Genomic DNA, 12081 nt, shown 5'->3' on the forward strand with positions numbered 1-12081 from the left:
TCACGCCACCGGCACCACCGGCACCGCCAGCCCCAACACCCGTCATGCCACCGGTATCGCCAACACCGCCACCCGTCACGTCGGAAGTTCCCGAAGCTGCGCCCGGCCCGATCGCAAGTTTAGCTATTCTGGGAGTATACGGAATGACTCGTCGCCGTCAAAAACGATTGCAGAAATTGGGGAGATCTTCCAAATAGCCACTGTAAGAGCGCACGTATTTGGAAGAGTATTCACAAGTAATACTCAATGCAAGCGTCCTGCGCGAAATTAGTTATTAGCCAACCATAACGCCAATCCACCTCCGCGTCCTCTAGCAGCGATCGCTCTTTCCCCGATCCAAAAGTAGTTGAAAAATGCCTGTTTTCCCACACTTTGTCGATCGAAGTCTCCTTCGCGATCGCTGCCTCCTCGGATATAGCCATCATAAATCCGCGCGCCAAATAACTGAATTGTCATTCGCGTAAAATCGAAGGCGAGAATATTATTTTTCTTGAGGAATTTTGTCGGACCGGTGAGGGAAAATTGTAACGAACCCAGTTTCACTTGATTTTGTACCCAACCCATTTCAAAAGACGAAGCCGAAGACGGATCGGAGGTGCGATCGTCTTCTGGAGTGGTGGGTGTGTAGGATAATTGAATTTTCACCCACTTGGGTAGATACCGTCCCGCACCCAGGGCTACTCCCGCGCGCTGCCGCGTTTTTTTCGTTCCCGTAATAAAACACAATCGCCAATCCCCAGATAACTGTTCTAGAGTGTAGGTTTCTTTACGAGATTTTGCCGTTTTTTCGAGTTCTAATAACAGCGATACTAATTCATCGGGTGAAGGTTTACGTGTAGAGTTTGCGGCGATCGCTGTAACAGCGTTTTCGATGGATTCGATCGCCCAAAGAGAAGAAGAATTTGTCATGTTACGTTTGCTTAAATCGATCGACGAACTCTTGATGTTCTGTTGTGGAAATTCCTCGTTGAACGGTTGCGATCGCCCGTGCTAAATTTCCATCCAGAAATGCCACTCGATCTAACCATAAACCCGGAAACACTTCGCTACAAATAATACCCATTTCATCGGGCATCAGCGGTACGTATTCTCCCTCTTGCCAGCCAAACCAATCGAGTTCTCCATCTTCCACCCGCCACAAAATATACTCCTGGACTCGATTGCGACGATAGACTTTGAGTTTATCATTGGCATCGAGGGAAACGGTGCTCGCCGCCACTTCCACAATTAACTCCGGCGCACCTTCGACGTAACCCTCTGGGTTGACACTCGAGCGTCCCCCATTTTCAATTCTCAATAGCGCATCCGGTTGCGGTTCGTTGTCGGCATCGAGTCGAACGGTGCAATTATCGCCGAGTTGCACTCCAGGGGTTGAGGCCCAGTAAACACCCAGCCAGGTCATCATACGAGCGTGAGGTTCGCCATGTTGGGTAATCCGGAGGGGAGATGCCATATATACAGTTCCTTCAATCAGTTCGGCTTTTTTGATGTGGGGCATGGCACTGTAGCGATGCTCGAACTCCACTCGGGTAAGCCTATCCCCATTTTCGAGGCGAGGAATTGTTTTTTGGGGTGCGCGGTAGGTTTGAGTTATCACCGTTTGTCTCCCACTGAAAATATCGACAAATATGGAGGCACGATCGAATTTTACGCCGTTACTGAAATTGTAGGGCGCACGGGTGGAGTGTGAAGCAACCAGATCGCCATCAACCCGCGCAAGACGGATATACTCGATGGCGATCTCCGGCGACCGGTTATCTCATCTAAATTGTTTGCAGGAATTGTTGCCGTCTCAGATATCTTACGATGCTCGATCGCAGCGATCGCAAAGTCCGCGCACCGTTAACTCGTAATCCTCAACTTTCAATCCCGAACGAAGTCGTTGTAAATCGATGCCTTGAAACTGTTCCCAGGCAATATCTTCAATCTTGCCGCAGGACTTACAACGAAAATGATGGTGTGGGGCAATATTGGCATCGTAGCGACAAACCCCCTCTTCTAATAAGACTTCTCGCACCAGTCCCACATCCCGTAGTGCTTGCAGGGAAGTGTAAACCGTGGCTTGGGAAGAGGTGGGCGCATTTTGGTTGAGATCGTGTAGAATTTGCTCTGCTGTCGGATGATCGGTACGATCGAGCAAATTTGCATACACTGCAAATCGCTGAGGCGTCACCCGCAGTTTTTTGGACTTTAACGTTTGGACGATCCGGTCTGCTTGCTTTTCCATACTCCCGTTCTCCACAGAACTGCCCGACGCTCTTGATTTGCGAGCCATTTTAAGCATAGCAATCTTAAAGGAGAATCGCACTAAGTTCGTAAACTATCTTTAAGATAAGTGTTTCTACTGATTGATTTATTCTTAAATAAGAATTATTCTGAGTTTATAGAAAAAGGTAGTGAAAGCCAATGTGACTGGTGCGGCTTTCAAACCACTTGTTTTCAAACCCATAGAAAGAGGTCAATATGGCAGTTATCGCTCGTGTACCTAATGTCGTGTTCAAGACTCGCATTCGTGACGAGTCTGTAGAAGGGTCTAACCCCTATCGTTGGCAGGACACGACAACTGAAGATATTTTTAGCGGTAAGAAGGTCGTTGTTTTTTCGTTACCCGGAGCCTTTACCCCCACCTGCTCCTCCAATCACCTACCCCGTTACGAAGAGCTGTACGATGAATTTAAGGCTCAAGGCGTTGACGAAATTGTCTGTGTTTCGGTTAACGATGCCTTTGTAATGTTCCAGTGGGGTAAGCAAATCGGTGCCAAGAACGTGCGATTGCTACCGGATGGGAACGGTGAATTTACTCGTCGGATGGGAATGCTGGTTGACAAGTCCAACCTGGGATTCGGACTGCGTTCCTGGCGTTATTCCATGCTGGTCGATGATGGCAAAATCGAAAATATTTTCATAGAACCAGAGATTGCTGATAATTGCCCCACCGACCCCTTTGAAGTGTCCGATGCGGATACGATGCTGGCTTACCTCAAAGGAGAAGAAGCTGGGAAAGTCTCCGAGCCTCGTTTGGAATTTGTGGGCTAACTGTGGGCTAACTCGTCCGGAGCGCTTCAGACACAAGGGAGCGCTCCCGATCGCATTCCTCACACTACACTTTTTGTCGATCTACAACATCGATCGAAGAATCCAAAACGGTTAGTGTGGGGTTAAACTCACCCAACAGCATCGACGGGTTCAACGTTCGATCTCGATAAACTGCTGGTAAAAAAGGGTTAAGGGAGAAGAGGGATAGAAATTGTCTGAAGTTTTAATTTCTCCTAGATGTATACTAATCCCAAAGTAGACCGATCGTTGGTCTAACAACTATGCCATGCAAAGCGGTGCCACTCCTCTCGATACAGCTCTGCCTATTTTTCCTTTTTTGGCAAATACGGCCCCACAGACAAAAGAGGCTTTTTGCAGGCAGTCTCAGTACTTGAAACTATCCGCCGGACAATTTATTTGTCTTGAGGGCGATGTCTGTCATCATCTCGCATTAGTGCTCTCAGGAACGGCTCGCGTTTACAAAATGGGAAATTCGGGTAGAGAAATTACCCTCTATCGCATTGAGTCGGGGGAAAGCTGCATTCTGACAGCGTCTTGCATCCTAAGCCAGCAAAGATTTCCGGCTTTTGCGGTGGCGGAAACGGCAGTGGAGGCGATTGGCATTTCCGCCAGTCGTCTGCGCGATTGGATGACTCAAGACCCAACTTGGCAACGCTATATTTTTGGTTTACTCTCTGGGCGGCTGACCACCGTAATAGAAGTGGTGGAAGAGGTTGCATTTCATCGGATGGATGTGAGGATTTCGGCCTATTTACTCAAGATGGCCGATAGCAGCGGATTGCCGGTTCAGACAACCCACGAGGGGATTGCCCAGGAACTGGGTAGCTCCCGTGAAGTCATTAGCCGAATTTTGAAAGATTTGGAAAAGCGTGGAATCGTACACCTTACCCGAGGCAATATTTCAATTTTGAAGCTTAATGAGTTAATAAAAATTGCTCGGGGGTCGTGTAACCCAAGTTTCAGGTAAAGGTGGGTTGCGGACAGTCAAGAAGAAAAAGACCGAATCGAAGTGCGAATGCTTTAGAGGTAGCCTGTGTGATTTTGTCACAGACCTAATGTTCGATGGTTATCTAATCTAGTAGTGAAGGTCGTAACAGTCCTTCAAGAAGTCTTAAATAGAGTGGTTGGAAAATTAGCTCGAAAATCCTTGCAACCCTCGCCAGACTGAGGTTATATCGTTGGTCGAACCCAAATCGTTGAAACCCAGTTGCGATCGACCTTAGAGTGATTTCAATTTCCCAACAACTCTGATACTCATCTTTAATTGATTGGAGGTTACCTCATGGTTAGTAACGTAGGTACCGTAGACCGAGTCATTCGCTTCATTGTTGCTGCAGTCTTGTTTGATTTGGGTCTGAATGTCTATGCCAACTACCCAGTCGGCATCGGGTTGACAGTTGCCGGTGCGATCGCACTTCTAACAAGCCTGGTGGGTTTCTGCGGTCTTTATCGTCTGTTGGGAATCAGTACCCGGAAGATAGACTCGGCACTTTAAGCATGATGCCCCCACCGTCGGTCTTCCTTGGACGGCGATCTTCTTCCTTTACCCAAGACACCCACCCATGAACGAATCTTTTTCCCTCCAACCTGACTCTCCGTCCCTGTCTCGACGAAAGTTGCTGAACTTTTTGACCGGGGCAGTTGTTGCCACGACAACGGGTGCAGCCCTTTATCCGGCGGCCAAGTTTTTCATCCCCCCGTCAGAAACCAGCGAAGATGGCGGAATTTTGGCCAAAGACCAGCTCGGAAATCCCATTCTGGCGAGTCAACTATTAGCCGAAGCCCCCGGCAGTCGAGCATTAATTGCCGGTTTAGCAGGAGAACCCACTTATCTGACCGTTCGAGAGGATGAGACTTTATCTCCAATGGGCATCGTCGATAATTGTACTCATTTAGGATGTACTTTTCCTTGGAACTCGAACGCTCAACAATTTCAATGTCCTTGCCACGGGTCTTTGTACGATGCACGAGGTCGAGTGGTTAGAGGGCCGGCACCCCTGCCGCTCAAGCTAACTCGTGTCGTTGTCAAAAACGAGGCGATTTGGCTCTATCCCTGGCATGAGTTAGACCCACGGACGGGGGAACGTCCCTGGTGGGTTTAGGCGAATCCATGAGGACATCTTCCCGTTTCTTTTGAGCCAATGCTCGATCGTCTTAAACTAAAAGCATACTGCTATATCCGTTACACCTCCTGCACGAATCATTTTGTCTATGACAGTTTGGAGTCAACCGAGCAATCTACTATTCTTTGGTAGCTACCTCGCACGCAGTTTTACGATTCAAGCAGGAGGTCTGTTGAACGATCGAACCATGGCTTCCCCCGAACATTGCCCATCGAGGTTGTCAAATTATTCAGAGGCTTAACGATGAAACTATCTAGCAAAAATCTCGATACCCGACTCGATACTCTCTACGATGCGATCGTTATTGGTGGAGGCATGGGGGGACTGTCGGCAGCCATTTATTTAGCTCGCTACGGTCTCAAATGTCTAATTGTGGAAAAGGGTAGAGGGCGATCGGTTTGGATGCAAGATTTGCGCAACTACGTCGGTTTCGACCCCGATACCCCAGGTCGCGACATCATCAATCACGGTAGCAAACAAGCGGTAGACTGGGGAGCGGACTTGCTTCGAGGTTACGTTGAAGAAGTCACCGACGAAGGAGATACCTTGGCCGTGCGGGTGAAAGTGGGAAAGAAAGATAGTCTTTATCCAGTCTTTCGCAGCAAGTACGTCATTGCCGCCTCGGGTGTCATCGACGTTTTGCCTCAGCTCGAAAATATGCAGAACGTCTACGACTATGCGGGCTACACGCTACACGTCTGCATGATTTGCGATGGCTTTGATATGTGGGATCGCAAGGCCGTTTTAATTGCGGGTTCCGAAGGTCAGATTAACGCCGCGTTCGTGATGAACTGGTTCACCCCCTATATTTCCGTCCTTACTCATGGATTGTTTCCGGTGAGCGATTCGATGAAGCAAAAGCTTGCCGAACATGGATATCCGCTGTACGAATCGCCGATTGCCCGGTTCCACGGTCATAAGCATCAGATGAGCAATGTGGAACTGGAAGATGGCACCGTAGTGGATGCGACAACGGGCTTAATTAGTATGGGTTCCGTGTACCACAACCATTATTTGAAAGGGATTGAAGGACTGACCTGGGACGGTGAAAATCTGGTCACTAACGACATGGCCCAAACCACCCACGATCGCATTTTTGCTTTGGGGGATTTGAAGAAAGGGTTGAATCAAGTTTCGATCGCCGTTGCAGATGGTACGTTGGCGGCAACTCAAATCTGGCGGAATATTCGTCGGGCTAGTCCACCGCGTAAATGGGAAGAAAACATAGCAGTTGGCGCTGGTCTCATTACAAGTTGAAATCAAGTTGAAATTTAATTTCTGGGAAACGGGGAACTCGCGATCGAGCGCCCCTCCCTACAGTTTGCAGGTCTCATTGGCGATTAAAATGAGTTGCACGTCGCATCATCAACAAAATCGTGAAAATCCTGCATCTTTCCGATATTCATATGGGGAGTGGCTTTTCCCACGGACGCACCAATCCAGAAACGGGAACGAATACCCGGCTTGAGGATTTCTCCACCACTCTAGGCCGATGTATCGATCGCGCTTTATCCGAACCGGTGGATTTGGTGCTTTTCGGCGGTGATGCTTTTCCCGATGCCACCCCCCCTCCTTACGTTGCCGAAGCCTTTGCCAGTCAGTTTCGCCGTTTGTCCGAGGCGAACGTTCCCACAGTGCTGCTAGTGGGCAATCACGATCGCTATTCCCAAGGACAGGGGAGTGCCAGTCTGTGTATTTATCGTACTTTGGGCGTGCCGGGGTTTGTGGTGGGCGATCGCCTCGAAACTCACCGCATCGATACCCGCAACGGCCCGGTACAAGTGGTAACTTTGCCTTGGCTAACGCGTTCGACCCTGCTGACACGCCCCCAAACCCAGGGTTTATCAATTTCAGACGTGAATCAGCTACTCGTCGAGCGCCTGCGGGTGGCACTTGAAGGGGAAATTCGCCAACTCGACCCGGAAGTCCCAACGGTGCTGCTAGCCCATTTGATGAGCGATAACGCGACATTTGGAGCGGAACGGTTCCTGGCGGTGAGTCGGGGGTTTACCATTCCCCTGTCGTTGCTAATTCGCCCCGAATTCGATTACATCGCCCTGGGTCACGTCCACAAGCACCAGAACCTCAATCCTGCTAACAATCCCCCCATTATCTATCCCGGTAGTATCGAACGGGTGGATTTTAGCGAGGAGAAAGAAGAGAAAGGCTACGTATTGGTGGATTTAGAACGGGGTCGCGCGGATTGGGAATTTTGCCCTCTACCGGTGCGATCGTTTCATACGATTGCGGTGGATGTCTCCGATTGCGACGATCCCCAAGCTGCGATTCTCAAAGCTATTGGCAAGACAAAGATTCGGGATGCGGTGGTGCGCCTCTCCTACAAAATCGCGGCGGAGGGGTTAGAGACGATCGAAATGGCAGCATTGCACGAAGCCTTAAAAGAAGCCCACAACTACACCATCCAACCGGAACTGGTCAGCCAACTCGCCCGACCTCGGGTTCCTGAATTAGGGATCGGCCGCAGTATCGATCCGATGGAAGCACTCAACACCTATATCGATAATCGAGAGGACCTCCAGGATCTTCAGTCGGACTTGCTGGCGGCCGCCGAGAGTTTGCTATCGGATGATGGGGAAATCTGGCAATGTCCTGTTGGGGGGGCAGAAACTGAGGCAGTGGAGACGGATGAGGTGGAAGATCGATCGCAAAATCAATTGCGCTTACTGTGAAGGGTTGCACTCCTGCCTGCCCCCAGATTCGATAATTGTGTGTGAAATTGTGTATGAAACGCAACTGGAAACTGGCTGCAATTTTGGGTTTGGCGATCGCCCTGTTGCCTTCTCCGGCATGGGCTAATGCGTTCACACCCGCGATCTCGACTATGTTGGTACACCTTTTTATAGGCAATGTGCTCATTGGTTATGTCGAAGGAATTCTGCTGGCAAAATGGTTTCGCATCCCACGCGGTCCAACCACTGCGATACTCGTTCTGGCCAACTATGCATCTGCTTGGGCGGGATCGCTCTTGCTTACGAATCGGCTGTCGGGGATGGCGAACGTTACCTTTGAAAATGCTTATCTTTGGGTATGTTTGTTTATTGCGTTAGCTTTTTTGCTAACCCTACTCGTCGAGTATCCCTTCTTTTGGTTTCTACTTCGCAAGCGAGAAAAAGCCGTCCGACAATCTCTCAAAGCAACGTTCGTCATTCATTGCATTAGTTACGCTCTGTTATTGGTTTGGTATGGTCTTAACAGCCCTGTGAGTCTGGTGACCCAACTCGATGTCGTTGCCGCCGAACAGCTACAACCCCCAGAAGAATACGTTTTGTATTACATTACGACCGATGGAACACAGGTGATTCGATCGGATCTTGAAGGGAAGAATCCAGAGGTGGTCAAAGATCTAATGGCGACCGAGCGAAACGAGACACTATTGGTTTGTCCAAATCAAGAGGGTCAGTTCGATCTGGCGATTAGTACCAGACGAGACAACCAAGTCGTTCTTTCTGATATTGCCCCGGCCGTGCCCACTGCCAAATTCTTCAATCCAAATCATTGTATCTCCAATTATGTCGGACAAGCCCCAAAGCTCACCGATAATACTGATTGGGACTATCAGACTAAGCTTTTGGGGATTGGCGGTATTACCGGCGAGAACGAAAAAGAGAATTTAAGCTTCAATTTTGCCTTTGAGACACCATTTCTCTCTTGGCGAGTTAGCCATGCCACTCATCTAGATGGTGATTTTGTTGTCTTTGAGCTGGGTGGCGATCGCATTTGTATCCTCCAGCCCCAAGAGCAGAAAATCGCGTTAATTACGCGAGGACAAAGCCCCATTGTGGTCAAACCCAAACTGTAGAAACCTCCAAAACTGCCAATAATACTTAAACTGCATACCCCATCCCAAAAACTTATGCCCAGCCAAAAACCCACCATTCTCGCCCTAGATTTCGATGGCGTTCTCTGTAACGGTCTCATCGAGTATTTCCAGACGGCATGGCGCACCTACTGCCAAATTCGATCGCCCCAAAATCTCACCCCCCCAGAAGGTTTAGCCGAATCGTTCTATCGCCTGCGTCCGGTAATTGAAACGGGTTGGGAAATGCCCGTCCTCGTTGAGGCACGGTTGCAGGGAATTCCCGAGGCCCAGATTTTGCAAAACTGGGGTGAAATCGCCCAAACCCTGGTGGCTCAATACGATATTGAGAAAGCCCAAGTGGCAGCAAAACTCGATCGCACCCGCGATGAGTGGATCTCGACGGATTTGTCGGGATGGTTGAGCTTGCACCAATTCTATCCGGGGGTGGTGGAACGCTTGCGAGGGGTTATCGAGTCGGATGTCCTGCCGGTGATTATCACCACCAAAGAGGGACGTTTCGTGCGATCGCTTCTGGCTGGAGAGGGGATCGAACTGCCCCCAGAACAGCTTTTTGGTAAGGAAACGAAGAAACCGAAGTATCAAATTTTGCGAGAACTGCGCGATCGATACACCACATCGGACGGAACCCCGGTTATCTGGTTTATCGAAGATCGCTTGAAAACCCTGCAACTCGTGAGCCAACAACCCGACTTAACTTCGGTCAGGTTATTCTTGGCAGACTGGGGATACAATACGGAGCGATCGCGAAATTCTATATCCAGCGATACCCGAATTGACCTCCTTTCCTTAAGTGAATTTTGTCAAGACTTCGGATCGTGGCTTTAATTTCTGGGGTCGATGGGGTTTCACCGCTCGCTGCATTTATCTCGATATCCGTATAATTACGCAGAGTATTAAAAGATCGATCGCCAACTCGGGTTCGTTGGGGTTTTAGAAGCAAAATTGCGATCGAATCACTTGTAGAACTTACCAGCAGAAGAGTGTGAGTTGCAGATCGATTGTTTTTTTAAAGCTTTATAGAAACTTTAACAAGATAATACAAAGCAGTTCGAGTTAAGCTCATCGTCTTAAAAAGCCCGTAATAGATAGACTTTCAGCTTATAAAGGCTCGAGAAATATTGGCGATCGGTTTTGAATCCGAGATTTTACGGTCAAACTATAACAATTGAGACTTGCCAGATTCAATTGTAGAGCTTAATATTGGCGGTAGATTGCGTGTTTCCCCGCAGTATATTTTTCGTTACAAAACAAATGTACGTGTATATACTGATTTTGCAATCAGCGAAAAATCTCAATTAGATCCTTTGACTTGTGACCCGATCGGTCACCGATTTAGTCATGAAGCAACTTGAATTCTCTGCCTTTATTACCCTGATCGCGATTCTGTTCGGAGGACATTATTTCTTCCGCAGTGCCCAGACCGAGATTGGGCGTCGATCGACGACCTACGTGCCCGAAGCCAGTTTGAGCGATGGAGAAAGCTGGCAAGCTTGGCAAGATACGGTCGGAAAATCGGTTTCCACGGAAACTTACGTAAAAAACAGTCGCCCGTCGAGCGGTACTATCCCTTCCACAACTGCTTCTTCATCGAGCAGCAAGCCAAAATCTGACGTAAATTTAGAGCAGATGCGTCAGAATAGCGATCCGAGGGCTTCCGAGCGAGCAGGAGGCAGTTTTGCTTCGAGTATTGTTCTCGATCGAGCCGACGCGCTACCATCGGAAAATGCGGCTTCGATCGCGCGGCCTAACCTCACGGAAGGTAACACGATCGAAGATCCGAACCTATTACCCAATCTTTTATCTTTGGGAGTCTTTTCCGCTGACGAGGCAAACGACTTGTCGCTCGATTCGCCGCAGAGATCGCAAACCCGATCGGTCTCTAACCTCCGTGATACATCCAATCTCCAAAAGACCGTTGTCTCCGTTCCCGTCGCTCTCCAAGCTGAAGCGAGTGAGTCTGTGACAACTCTCGACAAAACTTCTGCTTCATCCGATCTCTTCTCTCCAGACCGCGTTCTTTGGATCTCGCTTCTAGTCACCTCAGCCTGTGGGAGTATCGGGTTAGGAAAATATCTCTTTCCTAAGTACTATTCTCACAAACAAGATTCTCCAAGTCCTAACCAGCCACCGCCGGCGCATTCTTCTCAATCTCTCCAGTAAACGATGGTAGACCGTCCGTAGGGCAATCCTTGGGTTTGAGGAAAGGAAATCAAAAGACAAGTCTAGTTTTGTACCTGTCCGCACAGGGGGTACAATCAAAATCGCTACTATCGCACTTGGAGCGATCGCTTTGCAAGCCCTCCTTCGATTGTCCCAACTCATCGATGCGACCAACGAACGCATCGGTCGTTTAACCTATTGGTTGTTGCCCGTCGCGATCGTTATTGGGACGTGGAATACTGTGGGGCGCTACATTGGCAAACACCTCGGGCAAAGCCTCACCTCCAATGCCTCGATCGAAGCCCAATGGTATTTGTTCGATTTAGTTTTTCTCCTCGGTGCCGCCTACACTCTCAAACATAACGCCCACGTCCGGGTCGATTTGTTTTACGATCGCTGGAATCCCCAACGCAAAGCCCTCGTTAACTTTTTGGGAACTCTACTATTTCTGATCCCATTCTGCATCATGGTCGTGTGGTTTTCCTGGACTCCGATTTTCAACTCGTGGCAAATTTGGGAAAGTTCTCCAGACCCCAACGGATTGCCACGCTACCCCATCAAAACGGCACTATTAGTTGGTTTCGGGCTACTCATCTTGCAAGGGATTTCCGAAGCCATCAAAAATTGGGCAATTTGGCGCGGATACTCGTTCCCCCCGGAGGACTCCCATGGCGATGATTGATTGGTTGGGACCGGCGATGTTTGTCGGGGCCCTGGGATTGCTCCTACTGGGTTATCCCGTCGCCTTCTCCCTGGGGGGAGTAGCAATTCTGTTTAGCATTATCGGTGCGGCGTTCGGTGCGTTCGACTTCGCCTTTTGGGGCAACCTCCCCCTGCGGATGTTCGGCATTATGCAAAACTCCACCCTCCTGGCAATTCCCTACTTTATCTTCATGGGGT

General features: G+C 49.2%; 14 protein-coding genes and 1 pseudogene. 12 read left to right on the forward strand and 3 right to left on the reverse strand.

The window, feature by feature from the left end:
• A partial coding sequence (locus tag IQ235_RS06965) for a hypothetical protein (protein ID WP_264320764.1) occupies window positions 1-197 on the forward strand: 197 nt, incomplete at its 5' end.
• A 70-nt stretch (window positions 198-267) separates the two neighbouring features.
• Here the strand turns inward: IQ235_RS06965 and IQ235_RS06970 are convergent.
• From IQ235_RS06970 to IQ235_RS06980, 3 genes are all read right to left on the reverse strand, one after another.
• Window positions 268-909: a hypothetical protein gene (locus IQ235_RS06970; RefSeq protein ID WP_264320765.1), complete on the reverse strand. Its 642-nt coding sequence runs from the start codon at window positions 907-909 to the stop codon at window positions 268-270.
• Window position 910: 1 nt separating this feature from the next.
• Window positions 911-1597: a Uma2 family endonuclease gene (locus IQ235_RS06975; RefSeq protein ID WP_405196654.1), complete on the reverse strand. Its 687-nt coding sequence runs from the start codon at window positions 1595-1597 to the stop codon at window positions 911-913.
• A 204-nt stretch (window positions 1598-1801) separates the two neighbouring features.
• Window positions 1802-2227 carry a Fur family transcriptional regulator gene (locus IQ235_RS06980; RefSeq protein ID WP_264320766.1) on the reverse strand — a complete coding sequence of 142 codons (426 nt, stop codon included), beginning with the start codon at window positions 2225-2227 and terminating at the stop codon, window positions 1802-1804.
• A gap of 236 nt (window positions 2228-2463) precedes the next feature.
• Here IQ235_RS06980 and IQ235_RS06985 point away from each other — a divergent pair, with 236 nt between their 5' ends.
• The 11 genes and pseudogenes from IQ235_RS06985 to IQ235_RS07035 all read left to right on the forward strand — a co-directional run.
• Entirely contained in the window at window positions 2464-3036 is a 573-nt protein-coding gene (locus IQ235_RS06985; RefSeq protein ID WP_264320767.1) for a peroxiredoxin, read from the forward strand.
• A 286-nt stretch (window positions 3037-3322) separates the two neighbouring features.
• Window positions 3323-4024 carry a Crp/Fnr family transcriptional regulator gene (locus IQ235_RS06990; RefSeq protein ID WP_264320768.1) on the forward strand — a complete coding sequence of 234 codons (702 nt, stop codon included), beginning with the start codon at window positions 3323-3325 and terminating at the stop codon, window positions 4022-4024.
• 315 nt (window positions 4025-4339) lie between these two features.
• On the forward strand, window positions 4340-4552 hold the full coding sequence (locus IQ235_RS06995; RefSeq protein WP_264320769.1) for a YgaP family membrane protein: 213 nt from the start codon (window positions 4340-4342) through the stop codon (window positions 4550-4552).
• 67 nt (window positions 4553-4619) lie between these two features.
• Window positions 4620-5159: a cytochrome b6-f complex iron-sulfur subunit gene (gene petC, locus IQ235_RS07000; RefSeq protein ID WP_264320770.1), complete on the forward strand. Its 540-nt coding sequence runs from the start codon at window positions 4620-4622 to the stop codon at window positions 5157-5159.
• A gap of 264 nt (window positions 5160-5423) precedes the next feature.
• Window positions 5424-6437, forward strand: coding sequence for an NAD(P)/FAD-dependent oxidoreductase (locus IQ235_RS07005; protein ID WP_264320771.1), 1014 nt, complete (start codon window positions 5424-5426; stop codon window positions 6435-6437).
• A 116-nt stretch (window positions 6438-6553) separates the two neighbouring features.
• Complete coding sequence (gene sbcD, locus IQ235_RS07010; protein ID WP_264320778.1) at window positions 6554-7870, forward strand: exonuclease subunit SbcD; 1317 nt, start codon at window positions 6554-6556, stop codon at window positions 7868-7870.
• 53 nt (window positions 7871-7923) lie between these two features.
• Window positions 7924-9000 carry a hypothetical protein gene (locus tag IQ235_RS07015; RefSeq protein WP_264320772.1) on the forward strand — a complete coding sequence of 359 codons (1077 nt, stop codon included), beginning with the start codon at window positions 7924-7926 and terminating at the stop codon, window positions 8998-9000.
• Window positions 9001-9054: 54 nt separating this feature from the next.
• Window positions 9055-9846: an HAD family hydrolase gene (locus IQ235_RS07020; RefSeq protein WP_264320773.1), complete on the forward strand. Its 792-nt coding sequence runs from the start codon at window positions 9055-9057 to the stop codon at window positions 9844-9846.
• A gap of 486 nt (window positions 9847-10332) precedes the next feature.
• Window positions 10333-11181, forward strand: a complete 849-nt coding sequence (locus IQ235_RS07025; RefSeq protein WP_264320774.1) for a hypothetical protein — start codon at window positions 10333-10335, stop codon at window positions 11179-11181.
• Window positions 11182-11311: 130 nt separating this feature from the next.
• A complete protein-coding gene (locus IQ235_RS07030) occupies window positions 11312-11863 on the forward strand; it encodes a TRAP transporter small permease subunit (protein WP_264320775.1) in 552 nt (183 codons plus the stop codon).
• A pseudogene (locus tag IQ235_RS07035) lies at window positions 11850-12081 on the forward strand (TRAP transporter large permease subunit); the annotation flags it as partial. The gene IQ235_RS07030 and the pseudogene IQ235_RS07035, both read left to right, overlap by 14 nt.

Source organism: Zarconia navalis LEGE 11467, assembly GCF_015207075.1.
GTDB classification, from domain to species: domain Bacteria; phylum Cyanobacteriota; class Cyanobacteriia; order Cyanobacteriales; family Geitlerinemataceae; genus Zarconia; species Zarconia navalis.

Bases quoted from the DNA above. Each gene is read 5' to 3' on its own strand.
- IQ235_RS06970 (WP_264320765.1), bottom strand. From the start codon at position 909: ATGACAAATTCTTCTTCTCTTTGGGCGATCGAATCCATCGAAAACGCT.
- IQ235_RS06980 (WP_264320766.1), bottom strand. From the start codon at position 2,227: ATGGAAAAGCAAGCAGACCGGATCGTCCAAACGTTAAAGTCCAAAAAA.
- IQ235_RS06985 (WP_264320767.1), top strand. From the start codon at position 2,464: ATGGCAGTTATCGCTCGTGTACCTAATGTCGTGTTCAAGACTCGCATT.
- IQ235_RS06990 (WP_264320768.1), top strand. From the start codon at position 3,323: ATGCAAAGCGGTGCCACTCCTCTCGATACAGCTCTGCCTATTTTTCCT.
- IQ235_RS06995 (WP_264320769.1), top strand. From the start codon at position 4,340: ATGGTTAGTAACGTAGGTACCGTAGACCGAGTCATTCGCTTCATTGTT.
- petC (WP_264320770.1), top strand. From the start codon at position 4,620: ATGAACGAATCTTTTTCCCTCCAACCTGACTCTCCGTCCCTGTCTCGA.
- IQ235_RS07005 (WP_264320771.1), top strand. From the start codon at position 5,424: ATGAAACTATCTAGCAAAAATCTCGATACCCGACTCGATACTCTCTAC.
- IQ235_RS07015 (WP_264320772.1), top strand. From the start codon at position 7,924: ATGAAACGCAACTGGAAACTGGCTGCAATTTTGGGTTTGGCGATCGCC.
- IQ235_RS07020 (WP_264320773.1), top strand. From the start codon at position 9,055: ATGCCCAGCCAAAAACCCACCATTCTCGCCCTAGATTTCGATGGCGTT.